Annotated in this window: 22 protein-coding genes; 13 read left to right on the forward strand and 9 right to left on the reverse strand. The window is 72.9% G+C overall.

What is annotated here, in order from left to right; genetic code table 11:
* Positions 1 to 64 precede the first annotated feature (64 nt).
* Positions 65 to 2,011, reverse strand: coding sequence for a spermidine synthase (locus ACIHAD_RS16060; protein WP_397355192.1), 1,947 nt, complete (start codon positions 2,009 to 2,011; stop codon positions 65 to 67).
* Between ACIHAD_RS16060 and ACIHAD_RS16065 the strand changes: the two genes are divergently transcribed.
* Positions 2,010 to 2,144, forward strand: coding sequence for a hypothetical protein (locus tag ACIHAD_RS16065; protein ID WP_397355193.1), 135 nt, complete (start codon positions 2,010 to 2,012; stop codon positions 2,142 to 2,144). The two genes, ACIHAD_RS16060 and ACIHAD_RS16065, sit on opposite strands and share 2 nt — an antisense overlap.
* Positions 2,145 to 2,285: 141 nt before the next feature.
* Positions 2,286 to 3,644: a S8 family serine peptidase gene (locus tag ACIHAD_RS16070; RefSeq protein ID WP_397355195.1), complete on the forward strand. Its 1,359-nt coding sequence runs from the start codon at positions 2,286 to 2,288 to the stop codon at positions 3,642 to 3,644.
* 34 nt (positions 3,645 to 3,678) lie between these two features.
* Here ACIHAD_RS16070 and ACIHAD_RS16075 read toward each other — a convergent pair whose 3' ends face one another.
* Together ACIHAD_RS16075 and ACIHAD_RS16080 are read right to left on the reverse strand one after the other, a co-directional pair.
* The gene (locus ACIHAD_RS16075) at positions 3,679 to 4,404 is read right to left on the reverse strand and encodes an ABC transporter permease (protein WP_397355196.1); all 726 of its coding nucleotides are present in this window, start codon (positions 4,402 to 4,404) and stop codon (positions 3,679 to 3,681) included.
* The gene (locus ACIHAD_RS16080; RefSeq protein WP_397355197.1) at positions 4,404 to 5,141 is read right to left on the reverse strand and encodes an ABC transporter ATP-binding protein; all 738 of its coding nucleotides are present in this window, start codon (positions 5,139 to 5,141) and stop codon (positions 4,404 to 4,406) included. Before ACIHAD_RS16080 ends, ACIHAD_RS16075 begins: the two co-directional genes overlap by 1 nt.
* Before the next feature lie 68 nt (positions 5,142 to 5,209).
* Here ACIHAD_RS16080 and ACIHAD_RS16085 point away from each other — a divergent pair, with 68 nt between their 5' ends.
* Positions 5,210 to 5,917, forward strand: coding sequence for a TetR/AcrR family transcriptional regulator (locus ACIHAD_RS16085; RefSeq protein WP_397355198.1), 708 nt, complete (start codon positions 5,210 to 5,212; stop codon positions 5,915 to 5,917).
* Here ACIHAD_RS16085 and ACIHAD_RS16090 read toward each other — a convergent pair.
* Positions 5,843 to 6,154: a DUF4190 domain-containing protein gene (locus ACIHAD_RS16090; protein WP_397355199.1), complete on the reverse strand. Its 312-nt coding sequence runs from the start codon at positions 6,152 to 6,154 to the stop codon at positions 5,843 to 5,845. The genes ACIHAD_RS16085 and ACIHAD_RS16090 overlap by 75 nt on opposite strands.
* Before the next feature lie 118 nt (positions 6,155 to 6,272).
* Here ACIHAD_RS16090 and ACIHAD_RS16095 point away from each other — a divergent pair, with 118 nt between their 5' ends.
* Complete coding sequence (locus ACIHAD_RS16095) at positions 6,273 to 7,064, forward strand: ion transporter (protein WP_397355200.1); 792 nt, start codon at positions 6,273 to 6,275, stop codon at positions 7,062 to 7,064.
* Here ACIHAD_RS16095 and ACIHAD_RS16100 read toward each other — a convergent pair.
* Together ACIHAD_RS16100 and rpsD are read right to left on the reverse strand one after the other, a co-directional pair.
* Positions 7,038 to 7,445, reverse strand: coding sequence for a hypothetical protein (locus ACIHAD_RS16100; protein ID WP_397355201.1), 408 nt, complete (start codon positions 7,443 to 7,445; stop codon positions 7,038 to 7,040). The genes ACIHAD_RS16095 and ACIHAD_RS16100 overlap by 27 nt on opposite strands.
* Before the next feature lie 41 nt (positions 7,446 to 7,486).
* A complete protein-coding gene (gene rpsD / locus ACIHAD_RS16105; RefSeq protein WP_397355383.1) occupies positions 7,487 to 8,101 on the reverse strand; it encodes a 30S ribosomal protein S4 in 615 nt (204 codons plus the stop codon).
* Positions 8,102 to 8,168: 67 nt separating this feature from the next.
* On the opposite strand from rpsD, the gene ACIHAD_RS16110 reads away from it, so the two are divergent.
* On the forward strand, positions 8,169 to 8,870 hold the full coding sequence (locus tag ACIHAD_RS16110) for a DUF2470 domain-containing protein (RefSeq protein WP_397355384.1): 702 nt from the start codon (positions 8,169 to 8,171) through the stop codon (positions 8,868 to 8,870).
* A gap of 79 nt (positions 8,871 to 8,949) precedes the next feature.
* A complete protein-coding gene (locus ACIHAD_RS16115; RefSeq protein ID WP_397355203.1) occupies positions 8,950 to 9,570 on the forward strand; it encodes a hypothetical protein in 621 nt (206 codons plus the stop codon).
* Between the two features lie 43 nt (positions 9,571 to 9,613).
* Here ACIHAD_RS16115 and ACIHAD_RS16120 read toward each other — a convergent pair whose 3' ends face one another.
* The gene (locus ACIHAD_RS16120; protein WP_397355204.1) at positions 9,614 to 10,246 is read right to left on the reverse strand and encodes a TetR/AcrR family transcriptional regulator C-terminal domain-containing protein; all 633 of its coding nucleotides are present in this window, start codon (positions 10,244 to 10,246) and stop codon (positions 9,614 to 9,616) included.
* Positions 10,247 to 10,298: 52 nt separating this feature from the next.
* Here ACIHAD_RS16120 and ACIHAD_RS16125 point away from each other — a divergent pair, with 52 nt between their 5' ends.
* Positions 10,299 to 11,873 carry an ATP-binding cassette domain-containing protein gene (locus tag ACIHAD_RS16125; RefSeq protein ID WP_397355205.1) on the forward strand — a complete coding sequence of 525 codons (1,575 nt, stop codon included), beginning with the start codon at positions 10,299 to 10,301 and terminating at the stop codon, positions 11,871 to 11,873.
* Here the strand turns inward: ACIHAD_RS16125 and ACIHAD_RS16130 are convergent.
* Entirely contained in the window at positions 11,870 to 13,081 is a 1,212-nt protein-coding gene (locus ACIHAD_RS16130) for an ROK family protein (protein WP_397355207.1), read from the reverse strand. The two genes, ACIHAD_RS16125 and ACIHAD_RS16130, sit on opposite strands and share 4 nt — an antisense overlap.
* Positions 13,082 to 13,296: 215 nt before the next feature.
* On the opposite strand from ACIHAD_RS16130, the gene zwf reads away from it, so the two are divergent.
* The 4 genes from zwf to eda all read left to right on the forward strand — a co-directional run bounded on the left by zwf (position 13,297) and on the right by eda (position 18,346).
* Positions 13,297 to 14,700 carry a glucose-6-phosphate dehydrogenase gene (gene zwf / locus ACIHAD_RS16135; RefSeq protein ID WP_397355385.1) on the forward strand — a complete coding sequence of 468 codons (1,404 nt, stop codon included), beginning with the start codon at positions 13,297 to 13,299 and terminating at the stop codon, positions 14,698 to 14,700.
* Positions 14,697 to 16,640 (forward strand): phosphogluconate dehydratase, encoded by a 1,944-nt coding sequence (edd, locus tag ACIHAD_RS16140; RefSeq protein ID WP_397355208.1) that lies wholly within the window; start codon positions 14,697 to 14,699, stop codon positions 16,638 to 16,640. The genes zwf and edd overlap by 4 nt, the downstream gene beginning before the upstream one ends.
* A gap of 67 nt (positions 16,641 to 16,707) precedes the next feature.
* Positions 16,708 to 17,673 carry a glucokinase gene (gene glk / locus ACIHAD_RS16145; protein WP_397355209.1) on the forward strand — a complete coding sequence of 322 codons (966 nt, stop codon included), beginning with the start codon at positions 16,708 to 16,710 and terminating at the stop codon, positions 17,671 to 17,673.
* Between the two features lie 58 nt (positions 17,674 to 17,731).
* Positions 17,732 to 18,346: a bifunctional 4-hydroxy-2-oxoglutarate aldolase/2-dehydro-3-deoxy-phosphogluconate aldolase gene (gene eda / locus ACIHAD_RS16150; protein ID WP_397355210.1), complete on the forward strand. Its 615-nt coding sequence runs from the start codon at positions 17,732 to 17,734 to the stop codon at positions 18,344 to 18,346.
* Positions 18,347 to 18,361: 15 nt separating this feature from the next.
* Here the strand turns inward: eda and ACIHAD_RS16155 are convergent, their stop codons facing one another.
* On the reverse strand, positions 18,362 to 19,144 hold the full coding sequence (locus tag ACIHAD_RS16155; protein WP_397355211.1) for a hypothetical protein: 783 nt from the start codon (positions 19,142 to 19,144) through the stop codon (positions 18,362 to 18,364).
* A gap of 173 nt (positions 19,145 to 19,317) precedes the next feature.
* Between ACIHAD_RS16155 and ACIHAD_RS16160 the strand changes: the two genes are divergently transcribed.
* A complete protein-coding gene (locus ACIHAD_RS16160) occupies positions 19,318 to 20,100 on the forward strand; it encodes an IclR family transcriptional regulator (RefSeq protein WP_397355212.1) in 783 nt (260 codons plus the stop codon).
* A gap of 212 nt (positions 20,101 to 20,312) precedes the next feature.
* Positions 20,313 to 21,449: a cytochrome P450 gene (locus ACIHAD_RS16165; RefSeq protein WP_397355213.1), complete on the forward strand. Its 1,137-nt coding sequence runs from the start codon at positions 20,313 to 20,315 to the stop codon at positions 21,447 to 21,449.
* The last annotated feature ends 104 nt before the right edge of the window (positions 21,450 to 21,553 follow it).

Here is a 21,553-nt window from a genome sequence, read left to right on the forward strand (position 1 = left end):
GCCGGATCCGCATCCCGGCGTTCCGGGGGTGCCCGGAAGACCGCCGGTACGCCACTTCCCGGTGTCACACGAGCGCGGTCTTTCGCGGCATCACCGCGAGGGCGCCCAGGTAGAGCAGGGCGGCCACGATGAGCAGGCCCTTGTAGCCGATCACCAGCGCCAGGTATTCCAGGCAGCCGCCGACCATCGCGCCGAGCAGGTTCGCGCCGAAGGACGTGGTCGCGTCGGCGGTGTCGGAGAAACGTTTGGCGAAGACCACGTTCGCGGCGAAGATCGGCAGGAACGCCACCGTCACGGCCGCCACGGCGCGCAGCGGCACCGGCAGCGACAGCAGCCACGTGTTCGGCACGAGCCAGGCCAGCAGCAGGCCGGCCAGCAGCACGGCGTACATGACGGGCAGCGGCGGGGTGCGGAAGCGGCGGGTCACCTCGACGGCGGCGAGCACGGCGACCAGGACCCCGGCGAAGACGATCGCGTTGACCACCCAGGTGGTGCCGAACAGCAGCGCGAAGCCCGTCACGCTCTTGGTCTCCAGCAGCAGGAACGCCACCCCGAGCAGGAACAGGTCGGCGTAGGGCTTCATGCGCCCGTACGGGCCCGCCACGACGCGGACGGCCAGCAGGCTGACGATGAGGATCAGGCCGAGGGTGATGATGTAGATCGGCGGGATCGTCCGGTCCTTGAGGTAGAGGAAGGGGCGGTCGTCGTTGGCCGGGGCCGGGGTGCCGGCGGCGGCGCCGGGCCACTCGCTCGCGCAGCGCTGGTCGGAGGCGGTCAGGCCGGCGGTGATGACGGCCTGCTGGCCGGCCGTGCTGACCACGTCGACGCAGGGCTTGTGGCCGAAGGCGGTCTGCATGGTCGAGGCCAGGCGGTCGACCAGCCAGCTCTCGCGGTAGTAGTTGTACATCGAGAAGGTGCCGCCGGGCCGCAGGTGGTCGCGGGCCGCCTGCATGGCCTCCTCGGTGAACAGGTAGCTCTCCAGTCGCAGCGAGCTGGCCCCCGACACGAGCGTGAGCGAGTCGGGCAGGGCGAACAGGATCAGGTCGTAGCGGTCGCCGCTGCGTTCCAGGAAGGCGCGGCCGTCGGTGATGTGGGTGGTGACGCGCGGGTCGTCGTAGGGCTTGTCGGGGTGCACGCTGCCGCCCAGCTCGCGCAGCTTGGGGTCGATCTCGACGGCGTCGACGTGCTGGGCGCCCTTGGACAGCGCGATGGCCACGTCGGTGCCGCTGCCCGCGCCGACGATCAGCACGTCCTTGGGCGGCCTGGTGGTGCGCTCGTAGGGCAGCCCGTACTGGCGCTCCCACTGCAGGCGGGCGTAGGCGGGCACGGCCTGCTGGTGGGGGATGCCGTTGACGGCGATGTCGGTGACCGGCACGCCGAGCACCTGCATCGCCTTGTAGGTCACCTTGTAGTACGGCGACCACAGCGCCCCGGCCGTCAGCGTCTCCGACAGCAGCAGGCCGACGACCACGAGCGAGGGCAGGACCACCAGGCCCAGGTAGAGCGAGCGGGGCCGGGGCACCAGCAGCAGGCCGTAGCACAGGGCGGCGACCGCCCCCCAGAACACCGGCGGCGCCGACAGGAACGACAGCGCCGTGAACGCGGCGATCCCGCTGAGGCTGCCGATCAGGTCGTAGCGGTAGGCCTCCAGGCGCGGCAGCTCGGGGAAGCAGCGCCCGACCAGCTCGGCGGGCCCCATGAGCACCGCCGCGGCGGCGACGAAGATCACCGGCAGGATCAGCCAGGCGGGCGGCCCGACGGTGCCGAGGCTGGTCCAGTACAGGACGCCCTCGGTGTTGCGGTCGACGGTCACCGGGAAGGCCAGCACGACGGCCACCAGGACGAGCAGGACGACCGGTGAGTAATAGGGCTGGCGGCGCGAACGCCCCACGCGCAGGAATCCGAGCCCGATTCCAAGAAAGGAACCCAGCAGGACAAAATTGGTGAAATAGCTCAGATGAACGATATTCGAGCCGGTCCACCGGATGAGCGCCAGTTCGAGGAAAAGCATGAAGGCACTGGCGAGAACGAGCCTCGGCCGGACCGGCAGCCAGTGGTGTCTTTCCCCGTCGGAAACCGGCGTCTGCGCCTGGAGCGTCATGATGCATCACCGTAGTGAACAGACCGACGACAAGGAAGTCTGACGCCCCGGAAACAATATCGGTCCGCTTCGCCACTTATGTAATGTTTTCGCAGGTCACAACCACCGTAAGGGGCTGGACGAGCCTTGACGGATGCAGGAATGTTGGGTCGTTCGTTTTCCCCCATACGTTCGGTGGTGACTCATGCGGGTCCTGATCCAGCTCCGCCCCTCCCCCGATCTGGTCGCGGCCGTCGCCGACCCCGGCCAGGCCGCCACCACGGCCGACGTCGCCGACGGTCTGCCCGGCGTCGAACTCGACACGGCCTTCACACCGGTCGCCGTGCCGAGGCCGGTCCCCGCGGCCGGCGGCGATCCCCTGTCCCTCCACCAGCCCCTCGACTTCTCGCTGGCCGCCGAGGACGCCTCCGTGCTCGTCCGCGGCACGATCTCCGACGACGAGCTGACCTCGCGGGTCACGCTGCTGCCCACGCTGCGTCCCGACGTCGTCGGCGTGTTCGCCGATCCGGTGATCGAGTCCAGCCTGACCTGCGGCGGCAATCCGCCGGTGGGCGACTGGCACGACGTCGAGCGCCTGCTCAACGTCGCGGGCCTGCACGCCGAGGGGCTCGACGGCGCCGGGGTGGCGCTGGCCGTGCTCGACACCGGCGTCAACGCCGCCCACGTCGCCAGACAGCTCGGCCGCGGCGTCACGCTCGACGCCGAACGCAGCTGGAACCCCTCCGGCGTCACCGGACGGGCCGGCCAGTTCGAGGTCGACCACGGCACGATGTGCGCCTTCGACGCGCTCATCGCCGCCCCGCAGGCGTCCGTGATCGACATCCCCGTGCTGCGGTCGGCCCGTCCGGGCGGCTCGGCGCTGGACGGGCTGCTGTCGGACGCGGTGGCCGCCTTCACGCATCTGCGCACGGTGCTGGAGGCCCAGCCCGCGGCGTCCAGGTCGCTGGTGGTGAGCAACTCGTGGGGGTCGTTCTCCCCCGAGTGGGACTTCCCCGTCGGGCATCCGGGCAACTACTCCGACAACGCGGCCCACCCGTTCAACCTGGTGGTGGCCAGTCTCGACCGGGCGGGCGCGGACGTGCTGTTCGCGGCGGGCAACTGCGGCAGGGAGTGCCCCGACGGCCGGTGCGCCTTCCCCAACCGGCCCATCGGGGGCGCCAACTCCCACCCCAAGGCCCTGTCGATCGGCGGGGTCGACGTCAACGGCGGGCGGGTGGGCTACTCCTCGCAGGGGCCGGGGCGGCTGACCGCGCGCAAGCCCGACGTGTGCGCGTACACGCACTTCTCGGGGTCGCGGGCCTTCGGCGACGGCGAGCCGGACACGGGCACCTCGGCGGCGACGCCGGTGGCCGCCGGGCTGGTGGCCGCGGTGCGCACCCGGTGGCCGGCCGCCAAGCTGTCGCCGGCGCAGCTGCGGGCGCTGCTGCGGCGTACCGCCGAGGACCGCAGCGAGGTGGGCTTCGACTACGACTACGGCTACGGGACGGTCGATCCGGCGGGCATCCTGGCCGCGCTGCACCGGCGGGCCAGGGCCGCGGCCTGATCGCGGGCGGGCGGGCCGTCCCGGAGCGGCCCGCTCACGCGGCCTCCCGGTTGAACACGCGGGTCCCGACGGTCAGGCCGACCCCGGCCAGGGCGACCGTGACGGCCACGCCGATCGCGACCGTGCCGGTGGCGTAGTGGCCGGCGAACAGGTCGCGCAGCGCCTCCAGCACGTACCTGAAGGGGCTGAGTCGGGACAGGGCGTCCAGCCAGCCGGGCGCCATCGACATCGGCAGGAAGGCGCCCGACAGCAGCACCAGCGGGATGACCGCGGTCGACATCACGGGCGCGAAGAGCTGCTCGCCGATGGTCAGCGCGACGGCGTACGACAGCGCGGCCAGGCTCGCCCCCAGCACCACGACCAGCACGAACCCGGCCACGAGCCCGGCGATCGGCACCCGCATCCCGAAAGCGAACCCGACGGCCAGCAGCATCAGCGTCTGGACGACCATCGTCACGGCGTTGTTGAGCACCCGCCCGAGCAGCAGGGCCGTCCGGCTGGCCGGGGTGACGCGCAGGCGCTCCAGCACGCCGAAGCGCTTGTCGAAGACCACCCCGAACCCGGCCAGCCCCATGCTCATCAGGCCGAGTTGCACGATCAGCCCCGGCACCAGCACCTCCCAGGTGCCGAACGTGGCGAAGATCGGCCCGAACAGCACCAGGAACAGCAGCGGCTGGACGGCGCCGAAGACGATGCCGAGCTTCTGGCTCAAGGTGGCGCGCAGGGAGTGGCGGAACAGCACCCAGGTCTCGCGCAGCATCAGACCCCCGCCTCCTCGCGCAGCGACCTGCCGGTGATGTCGAGGAACGCGTCGTCGAGCGTGCGGCCCGCCTTGAGCTCGGCCGGGGTGCCCTCGGCGGCGATCCGGCCGTCGTCGATGATCAGGAGGCGGTCGCAGAGCGCGTCGGCCTCGTCCAGGTAGTGGGTGGTCAGGAAGATCGTCACGCCGCGCTCCTCGCGCAGGGAGCGGACGTGCTCCCACAGGTTGGCGCGGCTCTGCGGGTCGAGGCCGGTGGTGGGCTCGTCCAGGAAGAGCAGCCGGGGGTCGTGCAGCAGGGCGAAGGCGATGTCGAAGCGGCGGCGCTGCCCGCCCGACAGCGCGCCGCCCACGCGCTCCTCCATGCCGGCCAGGTCGAGCCGGGCCAGGACCTCGCGGTACCTGGACCTGGCCTCGGCCCTGGTCAGGCCGTACAGCATGCCTTGGAGTTCCAGCTCGCCGGCGAGCGGGGCCATGAGGTTGACGCCGCCGCCCTGCGAGACGTAGCCGATGCGGCGGCGCACCTCGCGCGGGTCGCCCAGCAGGTCGTGGCCCGCCACCGTGGCGGTGCCCGAGGTCGGGCGGAGCAGGGTCGTCAGCATGCGCATGGTCGTGGTCTTGCCGGCGCCGTTGGGCCCGAGGAACCCGACGATCTCGCCGGCCTCCACCGAGATGTCGACGCCTTTGACTGCCTCCACGCCGCCTTCGAAGGTCTTGGTCAGACCTGTGGTTCTCAACATGTAGGATCGCCTCCAAAATTAGAGTAACCACAATTTTGGAGTCACTGCAAACTTGGTATCATGGCGGCATGGAAGAGGGGCTGCGGGAGCGCAAGAAGCGCGAGACCAGGCAGCGCATCGCGGACGTGGCGATGGGGCTGTTCATGACGCGCGGGTTCGACAACGTGACCGTGGCCGAGATCGCGCGGGCCGCGGACGTGTCGGTCAACACGGTCTTCAACTACTTCCCGACCAAGGAAGACCTGTTCGCCGACCGGCAGGACCTGGTGACCGAACTTCCGCAGCAGGTGGTGCGCGGGCGGCGGCCGGGCGAGAGCGTGGCGCGGGCCTTCCGCCGCGACTTCCTGGAGGCCCTCGACGCACGCCACTGGCGCTACGGGCTCAACGCGGGCGGCGACGTGTTCGCCCGGATCGTGAACGGGAGCCCGTCACTGGTGGCCAAGCTGCGCGAGCTGCACGTCGCGCGGGAACGGGCCTTGGCCGCGGCCCTGGCCGACGAGCTCGACGCCGATCCCGACGACCTGACCCCGGAGATGGTGGCCACGCAGATCCTCGGCACGACCAGGATCCTCACCGCCCACGCGGTGACCCGGATGCTGGCGGGCGAGAGCTGGGAGACGATCGCGCCCGACCTGCGGGCTCAGGCCGCGGCGGCCTTCGACCTGCTGGAGTCGGGCATCGGAGGCTACTGCGTGCGGCCCCTAGTGGTTGGAGAAGATGGCCGACAGGATGCCGGCCCCGAGCCCGAGGACCATGAACGCGGCCCCGAGGATTAGCAGGATCGTGGCGATCATGCCGCAGATGCGGCCGGCCTGCACCGCGCCCCGGTTGTCATAGGGGTAGCCGCTGCCGTCGATCTCCTTGAGCGCCTTGTTGCCCATCGACCAGGCGAAGGGGCCGAGGATGCCGCAGACCACCAGGCTCAGGATGCCGAGCACGAGGATGGTGGTGCCGTTGGGATGGCTCTGGGGCGGCGGCCCGTAGTAGGACGGACCGTAGTTCGGATATGACATGCCCCTTGCGCCCCCTTGCCCCTGTGACTTTCAGGTGCGATTTATACCACAGGCACCTCCTTGATCATGTTGCTGCATCATGGAACGGCACATGACCGATCTTTAGGAGCCTGCCCCCGTGCGTGAACGCGTCCATGTCCTCCTCGCCGACCGGCGTTTCCAGCGCTTCATCGTCGGCGTCATCCTGGTCAACGCGGCCACCCTCGGTCTGGAGACCGTTCCCGCCGTCGCCGGGGAGTTCGGCCACGTGCTGGTCGCGATCGACCACGTCGCCCTCTACATCTTCGTGGCCGAGCTGCTGGCCAAGATCTACGTCGAGCGGTCGGCGTTCGTGCGCGACCCGTGGAACCTGTTCGACACCGTGATCGTCGGCATCGCCCTGGTCCCGGCGTCCGGCGGGCTGTCGGTGCTGCGCTCGCTGCGCATCCTGCGGGCCCTGCGACTGCTGTCGGTGGTGCCGAGCCTGCGCCGGGTGGTCTCGGCGCTGCTGCGCGCCCTGCCCGGGATGAGCTCGATCGTGGTGCTGCTCTCCCTGGTCCTGTACGTGGCCGCCGTCATGGCCACCAAGCTGTACGGAGGCGACTCCCCCGAGCGCTTCGGCAGCCTGCCGACCTCGCTGTTCACCCTCTACCAGACGATGACCGGGGACGACTGGGGCAACATCGCCCGCGAGGTGATGGGCGCCCACCCCACGGCCTGGATCTTCTTCACCATCTTCATCCTGGTGTGCACGTTCGTCGTGCTGAACCTGTTCATGGCGGTCGTCGTCAGCGCCATGGACGAGGAGTCGGCCGAGGAGCGGGCCGCGCTGGAGCAGGACAACAGCGTGCACACCCAGCGCATCCTGGAGGAGCTGAGCGCCCTGCGCCGCGAGGTCGCCGAGCTACGCCGGCAGGACGTCGCCGGCTGAGTCCACCCGACCGGAGCCCACCTGGTCGGAGCCCGCCCGGCCGGGCCGGTCGACCAGCCGCCACAGGGCCACGGCCAGCAGCAGCGTCACCGAGACGTACCCCGGGACGGCCCCCGACAGCGCGGCGACCCCCAGCGGCGCGAGGGCGGTGGGCACCGCCCACCCCCAGATCCAGCGCCACCCGGCGCGCAGGGCCACGCCGAGCACGGCCGAGGCGGCGACGGCGAGCTCCGGCTCCCACGAGTGGCCCGAGGCCGAGACGACGACCTGCATGACCGCGTAGTAGAGCACCCCGAACAGGGCGACGTTCTCCCAGGTCGGGTGCTGGAGCCGATGGACGAGCTGGGCGACCGCCACGACGACGACGAGGTCGAAGAACAACTCCAGCCGGCTCGCGTGGCGCTCTCCCGCTTCAGTCAGGGCTAACGAGAATAGAACTCCACCACGAGCTGCTCGTCCACGGGGACCGCGATCTGCTCGCGCTCGGGCCGGTGGGTGAGGGTGAAGCGCAGGTCGGCGTGGTCGACCGACAGGTAGGGCGCGGTGCGCTCGTCGGCGTGCACGCCCTCGGCGGCGGCCACGAAGGGCTGCATGCGCCGCGAGCGCTCCCGTACGGTGATCACCTGGCCCGGCTTGACCAGGTAGCTGGGGATGTCCACCTTGCGGCCGTCCACGGCGATGTGGCCGTGGGTGACGTACTGGCGGGCGGCGTAGATCGACGGGGCCAGGCCGGCCCGCAGCACCAGGGAGGCCAGGCGGGTCTCCAGGATCGTGACCAGTTCGGCGCCCGAGGCCCCCGGCTTGCGGACCGCCAGGTCCCAGTAGCGGCGCAACTGCCGTTCGGACACGTCGTAGTACCAGCGCAGCTTCTGCTTCTCCAGCAGCCGCAGCCCGTAGTCGCCGGTGGTGCGGCGGTTGGTCTTGCGGCCGTGCTCGCCCGGCGGGTAGGGGCGCTGCTCGAAGTAGCGGACGGCTTTCCTGGTCAGCGGGACGCCCGCGCGACGCGACAGTCGCACCTTCGGGCCGGTGTAGCGCACGTTCACCTCGGTGTGATTAGGTAATCCTTACTTAGGTAAGGCTAACCTACCAGTGGATGTGATCTCAATGCTGCCCCTCGCCGAGCGGATCCGTACCCTCGCCTCGACCTCGACGCCGGCCAAGCTCACGGTGGACGGCGTCCACTCCCCCGCCCGGGGCGGCGTGGACGGGCGCGGGCGCCCGGTGCTGCTGGTCCGGCCCGGCGAGCCCCTGCACGGCCTGCGCGAGGACGCCGTGGTCGCGGTGCACCTGACGGCCATGCGGCAGCTCGGCGAGGTGACGCATCCGCGGGCGATGATCGAGGTGCACGGGTGGGCGGAGGCCGTGGTGGAGTCGCAGGCCCGCGACGCTGCGGTGGCGGTGGCCGCGCACAGCGCCGACGAGGGACTGTTCGACGCCCTGGAGCGGTACGGCCGCCCCGACGCCCCGCGCCTGCTGCGCCTGGACGTGGCCCAGGTCGTCTACCTGACCGGCCAGGAGTCCGGCCTGCTCGACGCCGACGACTACCTCGGCGCGGCGCCCGACCCGCTGACCGAGGCGGCCGAACGGATGATCGCGCACGTCAACGCGTCCCATCGGCCGCAGCTCACCGCGGGCGTGGCCAGGCAGCTCGGCGAGGAGCCCGGCGAGGTGTGGTTGTGGGAGCTCGACCGGTACGGCGCGACCGTGCGCGTGGACGAGTCGCTGGTGCGCTTCCCGTGGCCGGTCCCCGCCCGCTCCGGGCTGTGCCTGGAGACGGCGTTGCGCGGGCTGCTGTGCGCGTGTTGATCACGATTGACGCCGCATTTCGCGGGCGGACGTCCCCTCCTGGCCGACCCATGCCCGCACGTCACTACCATCGGGGTACGTGAGCGGAACCCATCGATCAGCGGCGCGAGCCGCCTCCTCCTCGCCCGAGGGGGGTGCGCGGCGCGGGCGGGCGCTGATGGCCGCCGGGGTGCTGCTGGGCACGCTCATGCTGGCCACCGCGGGGGCGCTCATGGGGGACGCGTTCAGCTCGCCGGGCCTCGACCCGGTGCACTGGCCGCACGACGCGAGCCGGACCTCCGGGAAGCCGGGGCCCGTCGCCGTCGACTCCTCTCGTCCCGTCGCGGTGCGGTCGGAACGCGCCGCCATCGCCTCCGGTCCCGTCGCCTCCGGTCCCGTCGCCACCCGGCCCGCCAAGGCCGCCACGGGGCCCACCGTGGCCGGCGCCGCGCCCACCGCGGGCCGTTCCGCCACCCCCGGTTCCCCGCCGCCGGCCGCCTATCCGGAGGGCGGTCGAGGGACGCGCCGCCCGCACTCGGCCACGCCCCGTCCCGTCGCGACCTCACCCACCCGGACCCCGGCCCCCTCGCACGGCTCCCGGCCCGGCCCCGCGCCGACGCCGTCCCGGAGCACGGACCCGGCGGCGAGCACCTCGCCGTCCCACCCGCACGGCACCCCGCCTGGCCACCACCCGTCCAGGACCCACGGCCCCAGGCGCTGACCCGGCGGGACTCCCCGGGCATGCGCCGCGGACCGCGGCCGGTTCACCCGTCGCCGGTCCCGGGCGTCATGCCGCGCAGGAGGTAGCCGAGGCCGGTGGTGAAGGTGGCGTCCCAGTCGTGGCCGAGGCCGTGCTCGGCCAGCGCCGGGTAGCTGGCGGCCCGCTCGCGCAGGAACGCGTCGGTGTCGAGCAGGTCGCGGCGCTGCCAGGTGACCTGCATGATGACCGAGCCCATGACGTAGTTGGACAGGCTGTAGGCGGCCTGCGGGCCGTCGAGGCCCGCCCCGGACAGCGTCCGGTAGAGGAAGTCGGTGCGCTCCAGGGCGTTGGGGCCCATGAGCGGGCGGTCGAGGATGGTGGCCGACCAGGGGTGGCGCAGCAGGGCGGCGCGCCAGCCGTCCATCAGGTCCCGCGCCGCCGTCCGCCAGTCGTCGCGGTCGCCGGGGAGGGGCACCTCGCCGAAGACGGCGTCGAGCGCCAGGTCCAGGACGTCCTCCTTGGTACGGACGTGCCAGTAGAGGGTGGTCGAGCCGGTGTCGAGGCGTTCGGCCAGCCGGCGCATGGTCAACCCGCCCACGCCCTCCTCGTCGAGCAGCGCGACGGCCTCGGCGACGATCCGGTCAAGCGTCAGCCTGGGCTTGGCGTCCTTGCGGGGGCGCACCCATACGTTGTCCACCCGACGGATAATACGTTGTACGCGAACCGGATCGATGGTCTAGTACTGGAACATGGGGCATATCGAGGTGAGCGGCGTGACGTACCTGCTTCCGGACGGGCGGCCGTTGCTGCTGGAGGCGTCGTTCAAGGTGGGCGAGGGCGCCAAGGCGGCGCTGGTCGGCCCCAACGGCGCCGGTAAGACGACGCTGCTCCGGCTGATCGCGGGCGACCTGCGGCCCGACTACGGGCGCGTCACCACCGGGGGCGGCGTCGGGGTGATGCGGCAGTTCCTGGGCACGGGCAGCGTGCGCGACCTGCTGCTGGGCGTCGCGCCCGCACGGGTGCGGGAGGCCGCGGCCGAGCTGGCGCGCGCCGAGTCGGCGATCGGGCGGTGCGACGACGAGCCCCGTCAGCTCGCCTACGCCCAGGCGGTCGCCGACTTCGCCGACGCGGGCGGCTACGAGCTGGAGGTGGTGTGGGACGCGTGCGCGACCGAGGCACTCGGGCTGCCGTACGAGCGGGTCGCCGGCCGGGGGCTGGCCACGCTGTCCGGCGGTGAGCAGAAACGGCTGATGCTGGAGGCGCTGCTGCGCGGCCCCGACGAGATCCTGCTGCTCGACGAGCCGGACAACTACCTGGACGTGCCGGCCAAGCAGTGGCTGGAGCGGGCGGTCAGGAGCTCGGCCAAGACCGTGCTGCTGGTCTCGCACGACCGGCGGCTGCTGGCCGAGGCGGCCGACCGCGTCGTCACGGTGGAGGGGCGCGAGGTGTGGGTGCACGGCGGCGGCCTCGCCGGTTACGCCGAGGCCCGCAGGCGGCGCGGCCAGCGCCTGGAGGAGCGGCGGCGGCGCTGGGAGGACGAGCGGGCCCGGCTGCGCCGGCTGGCGCACGTCCTGCGGCAGCGCTCGGCCAACAATGACGCGCTCGCGGGGGCCTACCGGTCGGCGGTCTCCCGGCTGGAGCGTTTCGAGCGGGCCGGGCCGCCGAGCCGGCCGCCCAAGGAGCAGAACGTACGGATGCGGCTGCGCGGCGGGCGTACCGGGAAACGGGCCGTGACGTGCGAGGACCTGGAGCTGACCGGGCTGGTGCGGCCCTTCTCCACCGAGGTCGCCTACGGCGAGCGGGTCGGCGTGCTCGGCCTGAACGGCACCGGCAAGAGCCACTTCCTGCGCCTGCTGGCGGGCGAGCCCGTCGCGCACACCGGCGTGACCCGTCTGGGCGCCCGCGTCGTCCCCGGCCACTTCGCCCAGACCCACCTGCGTCCCGACCTGCACGGACGGCCGGTCGCCGAGCTGGTCATGGAGACGTTCGCGCTGACCAGGAACGAGGCCATGACGGCGCTGGCCCGCTACGAGCTGGCACCGGCCGGCGGGCAGCGGTTCGAGACGCTGTCGGGCGGCCAGCAGGCGCGGCTGCAGATCCTGCTGCTGGAGCTGTCGGGGGCGACGCTGCTGCTGCTCGACGAGCCGACCGACAACCTCGACCTGGCAAGCGCGCAGGCGTTGCAGGAGGGCTTGGGCGGCTTCGAGGGAACGGTGCTGGCGGTCACGCACGACCGCTGGTTCGCCGACGACCTGGACCGCCACCTGATCTTCGGCGCGGACGGCGTGGTGCGGGAGAGCCCCGAACCTCGCTGGGACCTCTAGCTGGAGGCGGCCAGGCCGCGCTCGCGGCGCAGCGTGGAGACCGTCATCGTCTCGTCGACCGCCTCGGGCGAGAGCACGTGGTCGAGCACCATCACCGCGCATCCGCTGATGCCCGCCCCCGCGCCGAGCCGGCTCGGCTCGATGCGCAGCCGCCGGGTCGCCAGGGCGGTGGAGCGGCGGTAGACGACCTCGCGGATGCTCGACACCAGCGGGCCGAACGCCTCGGCCATGTCGCCACCGAGCACCACGACCGACGGGTTGAGGATGTTGACCGCCCCGGCCAGCACCTCGCCGATGCGGCGACCGGCCGTGCGGACGATGGCCATGGTCTCCGCGTCGCCCGCGCGCACCAGCGCGGTCACGTCGGCGATGGAGCCGACGTCCTTGCCCGCCTCGCGCAGGTCGCGCAGCAGCGCGGTGCCACTGGCGACCGAGTCGACGCAGTCGGTGTTGCCGCAGCGGCACAGCACGCCGCCGCCGTCGAGCACGGGGATGTGCCCGATCTCGCCGGCCGCGCCGAGCGCGCCGCGCAGGATCTCGCCGCCGGCGATCACGCCCGCGCCGATGCGGGTGGAGACCTTCACGAACATCAGGTCGTCGAGGTCGGGGTAGGCGCCGCGGTGCTCGCCGATGGCCAGCACGTTGACGTCGTTGTCCACGAGCACCGGGACGCGGAAGCGCTCGCGGATGATCGGCGGGATGACCACGCCGGTCCACGAGGCCATCACCCGGGCGCTCTCCGTACGGCCCTGGGCGAACTCGACGGTGGCGGGCACGCCCATGCCGACGCCCCTGACGCATGAGCGGGGGCGGTCGCCGAGCAGTTCGTCCCAGGTGTCCATGAGCAGCGGGAGCACGACGTCGGGGCCCTGCTCGACGTCGATGAAGAAGTCACGGCCGGCCAGCTCACGCCCGGCCAGGTCGCAGACCGCGACCCGGGTGCGGCTCGCGCCCAGCGCGGCGACCAGGACGACGCCGCCTCCGGAGTTGAACTCCAGCCGGACCGGCGGCCGCCCGCCCGTGGAGGGGGCGTCGGTGCGCTCGACGACCAGGCCGCGTTCGAGCAGCTCGCCGACGCGCAGTTGCACCGCCGGGCGCGACAGACCGGTCACCCGGCCGAGGTCGGCGCGCGTGACGGCCTCACCCGTGCGGATGAGGCGGAGCACCTCGCCACTCGTGGCGAGGGTCGCGGCGGTACGTCGAGGCATCGGCCCAGTGAATCACATGGGCTTCGGTAATGAAAGGTGAAGACTTTTTCATCTCAAATAGCAAAACCCTGCTTGTGTACGACCCGAACTCTCGTTAGTGTCCGTTCTGTCCTTCCTTGGTAGATCAACGGAGCTTCGCCTTGTCCCCCCTCTCGACCGCCAGCCCTGCCCATACCGCCGATCTCGTCGTCTTCGGCGGGACCGGCGACCTGTCCATGCGCAAGCTGATCCCGGCGCTCTACCACAGCGACAGGGACGGCCGGCTGTCCCCCGAGACCCGCGTCATCGCCATGTCCCGGGGCGGGCTGACCGACGCCGACTTCCGCGGCAAGGTGGACGCCGAGGTACGCGACCAGGTCCCCGTGGACGACCCGGCCGTCTGGCAGCGCTTCCTCGGCCGCCTGCACCACGTCTCGGTGGACGTCGGCGGCGATGACAAGTCGGGCTGGGGCGCGCTGACCAGGCTGCTGGCCGGTCACGAGCAGCGCGACCGGGTGTTCTACCTGGCCAGCCCGCCGATGACGTTCGGCCCCTTCTGCCGCGAGCTGGACGAGGCCGGCCTGGTCACCCCGCTCTCGCGGGTGGTGCTGGAGAAGCCGCTGGGCCGCGACCTGCCGAGCGCGCAGCGGATCAACGACGAGGTCGGCGCCATCTTCGACGAGCGCCAGATCTTCCGCATCGACCACTACCTGGGCAAGGAGACGGTGCAGAACCTGCTGGTCCTGCGCTTCGCCAACGCCTTCCTCGAACCGATCTGGAACTCGCTGTGGATCGACCACGTCCAGATCACCGCCGCCGAGACCGTCGGCACGCCGGGCCGGCGCGGCTACTACGACCAGGCGGGCGCGCTGCGCGACATGGTGCAGAACCACCTGCTCCAGCTGCTCACGCTGACCGCGATGGAGCCGCCGTCCCGCAACGACCGCGAGTCCATCCGCGACGAGAAGGTCAAGGTGCTGCAGTCGCTGCGGCCGATCGTCGGGAGCGAGGTGGACCGGTTCACCGTGCGCGGCCAGTACACCGAGGCCGGCGGCATGCCGTCCTACCTGGACGAACCCGCCTCCACGCCGACGACCGAGGCTTCTCGGCGGGTGGAGACGTTCACCGCGATCCGGGCCGAGATCAAGAACTGGCGATGGGCGGGCGTGCCCTTCTACCTGCGGACCGGCAAGCGCATGCCGTACCGGCGGTCGGAGATCGTGGTGCAGTTCAAGGACGTGCCGCACTCCATCTTCCCCGGCGGCACGCCGAACCGCCTGGTGCTGCGGCTGCAGCCCGAGGAGGGCATCGAGCTGCACATCATGGCCAAGGAGCCGGGCGCGGGCGAGGTGACGCTGAAGCCGGTGCCGCTGTCGCTCAGCTTCGGCAAGACGTTCACGGCCCGGGTGCCGGAGGCGTACGAGCGGCTGCTGACCGACGTGCTGGCGGGCAACCCGACGCTGTTCATGCGGCGTGACGAGGTGGAGGCGGCCTGGCGCTGGATCGATCCGATCCTGGTGGCCTGGGAGTCCTCAGCCGACCTGCCCGAACCCTACCCCGCAGGAACCACCGGCCCCGCCGGGGCCCACGAACTGCTCGGCCGCAGCGGTCGCGCCTGGCACGAGGAGGAAGACCTGTGAATTCCGTCATCCAGGAGATCACCGATCGCATCGCCGAGCGCAGCGCGGCCAGCCGTACCGCCTACCTGGCGCGCATCAGGCGCGACGGCGAGGCGGCGCGGGCCAAGGGACCGGCGCGCGCCCACCTGGGCTGCGCGAACCTGGCCCACGGCTTCGCCGCCGCGTCCGAGGAGGACAAGCCGTCGTTGCGCGGCACGGCCAAGCCCGGCGTGGCGATCGTGACCAGCTACAACGACATGCTCTCGGCCCACCAGCCGTACGAGACCTACCCGCCCGAGCTGAAGGCCGCGGTGCGCGGGGCGGGCGGCGTGGCGCAGGTCGCCGGCGGCGTGCCCGCCATGTGCGACGGCATCACGCAGGGCCGCGCGGGCATGGAGCTGTCCCTCTACAGCCGCGACGTGATCGCCATGGCGACCGCCATCGCGCTGTCGCACGACATGTTCGACGCGTCGCTGCTGCTGGGCGTCTGCGACAAGATCGTGCCGGGCCTGTTCATCGGGGCGCTGCACTTCGGGCACCTGCCGGCGATCTTCGTGCCGGCCGGGCCGATGACCTCCGGGCTGCCGAACAAGGTCAAGGCGCGCGCCCGCCAGCTCTTCGCCGAGGGCAAGGTCGGCCGCGCCGAGCTGCTGGACGCCGAGGCCAAGTCCTACCACTCCCCCGGCACGTGCACCTTCTACGGCACCGCCAACTCCAACCAGGCGCTGATGGAGGTCATGGGCCTGCACCTGCCCGGCTCGACGTTCGTCAACCCGCACACCGAGCTGCGCCACGCCCTCACCGAGGCGGCCGGCCGCCGCGCGGTGGAGATCACCGCGCACGGTCCGGAGTACACGCCGATCGGCGAGCTGGTGGACGAGAAGTCCCTCGTGAACGCCTGCGTGGCGCTGCTGGCCACCGGCGGCTCCACCAACCACACGCTGCACCTGGTCGCCATGGCCGCCGCCGCTGGCATCGTGCTGACCTGGGACGACCTGGCCTGCCTGTCGCGCGTCGTGCCGTCGCTGACCAAGATCTACCCCAACGGCCAGGCGGACGTGAACCACTTCCGCGACGCCGGCGGCATGCAGGTGCTCATCGGCGACCTGCTGGACGAGGGCCTGCTCCACGGCGACGTGCTGACCGTCGCCGGCCCCGGCCTCGACCGCTACCGCGAGGCGCCCTCGCTGGTGGACGGCGAGCTGGTCTGGGAGCCGGTCACGGGCGGCAGCAAGGACCGCGACGTGCTGCGTCCGGTCGCCGAGCCGTTCTCGGCCGACGGCGGGATCCACATGGTCGAGGGCAATCTCGGCCGGGCCGTCAGCAAGGTGTCGGCGGTCAAGCCCGAGCACCTGGTGATCGAGGCCCCGGCCAAGGTGTTCGACGACCAGCTCGACCTGCTGCGCGCCTTCGAGGCCGGCGAGCTGGACGGGCAGGACTTCGTGGCCGTCATCCGCTACCAGGGCCCCAGCGCCAACGGCATGCCCGAGCTGCACAAGCTCACGCCGCCGCTGGCCGTGCTGCTCGACCGCGGGCAGCGGGTGGCGATCGTCACCGACGGCCGCATGTCGGGCGCGTCGGGCAAGGTGCCCGCGGCCATCCACCTGTCGCCCGAGGCCGCCGACGGCGGGCCGATCGCGCTCGTCCGCGACGGCGACGTGGTCAGGCTCGACTCGGCCGCCGGAACCCTGGAGCTGCTGGTGCCCGCCGAGGAGCTGGCCCGGCGCACGCCCGAGGGCCGGCCGCTGAGCGACGCCGAGTGGGTCGGCACGGGCCGGGAGCTGTTCGCCACGTTCCGCCGCATGGCCGGGCACGCCGAGCAGGGCGCCGGGATCTTCGGGGTGAGCGGCGCCGAGTCCCCCCACCACGGCCCCGGGCTGGGCTTCCCCGCCGAGGCGGGCTCCTCCCACCTGGAGACGGGCGCGCCGGCGGGCACGCGGGCCGCCGGGCTGCAGCGGTGAGCGTTCGTGGCACCCTGCCGGTGACGGCGTGCGATCTTGGTCGCGCCCTGAGCATCGGAGGTGTGAGATGAGTGCCTTTGACCTTCCCTGGCTGGTCGCCGACATCGGGGGGACCAACGCCCGGTTCGGGCTGGTCACCTCGCCGCAGGCCCGGCCGTCGAACGTCGCGGTGCTGGCCGGCTCCGCCTACGCCACCCTGCCCGACGCCGTGGACGCCTACCTCGCCGAGCACGCGGGCGGGGCGCGGCCGGGCGCGGCGTGCCTGGCGCTGGCCGGGCCGATCGACGGCGACCGCTACCGGCTGACGAACTCGGCCTGGGCCGGGTCCGTACGCGACCTGGGCATCCCGTACGCGGTGCTGCTCAACGACTTCGAGGCGCTGGCCGTGTCGCTGCCCCACCTGGAGGGCCCCGACCTGGTGTCCCTGGGCGGGCCCGAGCCCTGCGACGGTGTCAAGGCCGTGCTGGGGCCGGGGACCGGGCTCGGCGTCGGCGGGCTCGTGCCCACCGACCGGGGCTGGACACCCGTCCCGGGCGAGGGCGGGCACGTCACGGTGCCGGTGATCGACCGGCGGGAGCTGGAGATCGTCCGGGTGCTGCAGGCCGAGGGGCTGCCGCACGTCGTGGCCGAGCACCTGCTGTCCGGCCCCGGCCTGGTACGCCTGCACCGGGCGCTGGCCAAGGTCAACGGCGTGACCGCGCCCGACCTGAACGCCTCCGACATCGTGGCCCGGCTCGACGACTCGCTCTGCGCGGAGACCGTCGAGGTGTTCTGCGAGATGCTGGGCAGCTTCGCCGGGAACGTGGCGCTCACCCTGGGCGCCAGGGGTGGGGTGTACCTGGGCGGCGGGGTGCTGCCCCGTATCGTGGAACGGGTGCGGGCCAGCGGCTTCCGTGCCCGGTTCGTCGGCAACCCTGACATGCCCGGATACCTGGAGGCGATCGCCACCACGCTGATCGTCGCGCCCCAGCCGGCGCTCACCGGCGCGGCCGCCCGGCTGCGCCAGCGGGCCAGCACCGAACTCGTGGGCTGAGGCCCATCCTGATCATCACTAGACGGCCGCGACCCCGGCCGATGAGGAGAAGACTCTCATGAGCTTGCTCGACCTCGCCCCCGTGATCCCCGTCGTGGTGATCGACGACGTGGCGACCGCCGTGCCGATGGCCGAGGCGCTCGTGGCGGGCGGGCTGCCCGTCATCGAGGTGACGCTGCGCACGCCGGCCGCGCTCGGAGCGATCGAGCGGATCGCCGAGGAGGTGCCGGGGGCCACGGTCGGCGCGGGCACGATCCGCACCACCGCCGACATCTCGGCGGCCGTGGCGGCCGGGTCCCGGTTCCTGGTCTCGCCGGGCACGACGTTGTCGCTGGTCGAGGCGCTGGAGGCGAGCGGTGTGCCGTACCTGCCGGGCGCGGCCACCGTCTCGGAGGTGATGGCGCTGGCCGAGCGCGGCATCAAGGAGCTGAAGTTCTTCCCGGCCGAGGCGGCGGGCGGCGTGCCGTACCTGAAGTCGCTGGCCGGCCCGCTGCCTGACGTGCGCTTCTGCCCGACCGGCGGGATCCGGGCCGAGAGCGCCGCCGACTACCTGCGGCTGCCGAACGTCGGCTGCGTGGGCGGGAGCTGGCTGACCCCGGCCGACGTGCTGGCCGCGGGCGACTGGGCCCGGGTGGAGAAGCTGGCCGCCGACGCGGCGGCCCTGCGCCGGTAGGTTCCCCGGCCTGCGTCAGGGGTTGTGGGCCTTGGCGTCCTCGTGCCGCGCCTTCTCGCACGCGGCGACGGGGGCGCGGGTGCGGCAGTCCTCGTAGACGGCCGTCGCGTGCCGGCAGATGTCGCCCTCGGCGGTGAGGCTCCAGCCGTACCGGCAGTAGGCGTACTCCTCGACGCCTTCGACGCAGATGTGGCGGGCGATCTCCGTGCCGCCGGCGGTCCGCGCCCGGCAGGCGTCGTAGCCGGGCGCGGCGTCGCGGCAGAGCATCCCGCCGCCCCGCCGGACGCAGGCGGTGTAGACCGCCGGGCGCTCGCACCGGCGGTCCGTCCCGCCGGCGAACCGGCAGGACAGGTACGCCCGCGCGGCGCTCTTCCCGGCTCGCGCGCAGGTGTCCGCGTCGCGTACGACGGCGTCGGCGCGACGGCAGTCCGCCAGGAACGCCTCCTGGTCGCGGTGGACGGCCGCGCTGCCCGCGCAACGACGGCCGGTGAACCCCGACTCCTCGCAGGCGTCGTGGACGGCCCGCCGCCTCTCGCACCGCCTGGCGTCGGCGGTGTCCGCGCAGGACTCCAGCAACTCCGGCGGCCGCTGCGTGGACCGCGGCACGGGCACCGGAGTGCGCGTGGCGGCCACCGGGTGAGCGGCTTCCGGGACGTCCCGGCCCGAGCCGTACGCCAGCCAGAGCAGGCCCCCGGCCAGCAGCGCCGCCGTCAGCGCGACGGCGTACGCCCGCAGCGTCATCCTGGTGCCCTCCTTCGCGTTGCCCCACCCTCTGGCCGCCGAGTGCAGATGCCACAATTCTGGACTTATACCGCAGAACCCCCGCTGAAGTGGCCGTTTCCGGGCACCCGGAGATCATCAGCCCGCGCCGAACCGGGTATTCGGACGCGCGGCGGCGGGGTAGGGCAAGGAATGCCAAGCCGTAGCCCCGGGAAGCCCCATCCGCTCCTCGGAGAGCGAAAGGGACTGCCATGCCGCTGCAAACGGCCCGTCAGGAAGACCTCACGCGTCCGGTGACGCCGATCGGGAGCCTGGAGCGGGGCATCGACATCCTCCTCGCGCTGAGCGCCGCACCCCGGCCGGTCAGCCTGGCCCAGCTCAGCCGGAGCACGGGCCTGCCCAAGTCCACGGCCCACCGGATCCTGGGCGTGTTGTGCGCGCGCGAGCTGGCCCGGCGGGTGGGCACCGGCTACCTGCCCGGCCGGCAGCTGGAGACGATGGCCGGCATCGCCCGGAGCCGGATCCCGGGGTCGCGGCGGGTGGTGCTGCCGTACCTGCTCTGCCTGCAGGAGACCACCCGGAAGACGGTCAACCTGGCCGTGCCGGCCGGCCTGGAGGCCCGCTACGTCGAGCGCCTGTACGGCCACGACCGCGTGCGATCCCGCTCCGACGGCACCGACCTCGCGCCGTTGCACTGCACGGCGACCGGCAAGGCGCTGCTGGCCTTCGACACCGGGCTGCGCGAGGAGGTGCTCGGACGCGGCGGCTTCGAGCGGCTGACCCGCCGCACGATCACCGGGGTGGCCACGCTGGAACGGGAGCTGGCCCAGGTCCGCCGGTACGGCGTGGCCTACGCCCAGGAGGAGTACACCGAGGGCGTGTCGTGCGTGGCCGCGCCGGTGTTCGGGCCCGGCGGCGGCGTGTGCATGTCGGTGGGGGTGGCGGCGCCTGCCCCGTCCGCGCCGCTGGCCCGGCTCGGCCTCACCGTACGCGGCGCGGCACAGGCCATCTCGGCCGCGCTGGTGGTGGCCTGAGGTGTTCCGGATCCTGGAACGCTCCACAGGGCGCGGCCCGAAAACGTTCCGCCCAGCGAGACTCCCGCTTGCGCGACCGGCGGACGGGCGATCGCATGAGCCCATGAACTTCCTTCCCGTTCCGGCCGCCGAGGAGGCGTCCGCGGCCCGGCGAGGCCAGCCCCCGGCGCCCCCGGGCACGCGGGCGCCGGCCGGCCCCCGGGAGGGCACGCGTGCCTAGAGGCCTGCACAGGGCCACCGTGCTGGAGAGCCTGCGCCTGGCCGCCGCCCTCCTGCCGCCGGGCACGCCGCACGCGACGGCCGGGCTCGACCTGCTGCGCTCCCGCTCCCTGCTGACCGGCCTGCACGTCCGGTACGGCGGCCGTCCCGTGCTCGTCCGCGGCCCGCGCCGCACGGCGCTGGTCGTGCTGTCCCGGCGGGACGCCGAGCGCGTGCTGTCGGAGCCCGCCTTCGTCCCCGCCGTGCGCACGCGGGCCGCCGGCCTGCCCTACGACGTGCTGCGGCCGGCGTTCGCCGAGGTCGCACGCGAGGAGGCGGCGGCGCTGACGGACGGCGTGGTCGACTACACCCGGCTGGAGGCGTGCTGGCAGCGGGTGGCGCGGCGCTGCGTCTACGGCGCGGGCGCGGCCGGCGACGAGGAGCTGAGCGCGCTGCTCGCCCAGGTCAGACGGGCGGGCAGAGGCCGGGCCAGACGCCGCCAGGAGATCCTGTCCGGCCGCTACGACGCCCGCATCCTCGACCACCTGCGCCGCGCCGAGCCCGGCACCCTCGCCGGCCTGCTCGCCGAGACCAGCGGACCGGAGGCGCGCGGCCTGCGGCAGGCGGCGTTCTGGCTGCTCGGCTTCAGCGTGACCGCCGCGAGCCTCATGCGCACCCTCGCCCTGCTGGCCACCTACCCCGCCCAGCGCAAGTGCGCCCGCGCCGACCCCGACTACCTGCGCGCCTGCCTGCGCGAGGGCCTGCGCCTGTGGCCGCCGGTCCCGGCCCTGTCCCGGGTCACCACCGAGGAGACCGACTGGTACGGCGTCCCGGTGCCCGCCGGCACCCACGTGATCCTGCCCTTCGCCCCCCACCAGCGCAGCCCCCGCCTCCACTACGCCGACTCCTTCGCCCCCGAGATCTGGCTCGACGGCACCGCCGCCGACGAATGGTGGGCCCTGCCGCGCTGCGACGGCGTGCACCTGATGCTCGGCGTCGGCACGGCCTTCCTGGGCGGGATCCTGGCCGCGGCACGCCCGAAGGCGTCCGGCCGGCCGCTGTCGCCGCACCGCCCGCTGCCCCCGACGCTCAACGCCGCGCGCCTGCGGGTGACGATGCGGCCGCTGAAGCGGCGTCCGGGCCAGAGCTGACCGGTCTTCGTCGCCACCGGGCCGCGGCTTCTCCGTTAGAGTCTGGGGGAGAAAAAGGCGTACCGGCGGGAGAAACGGTTCGGTTTGCGACGGGATGACGACGG

Source organism: Nonomuraea sp. NPDC052265 (assembly GCF_044547985.1).
Classification (GTDB): domain Bacteria; phylum Actinomycetota; class Actinomycetes; order Streptosporangiales; family Streptosporangiaceae; genus Nonomuraea.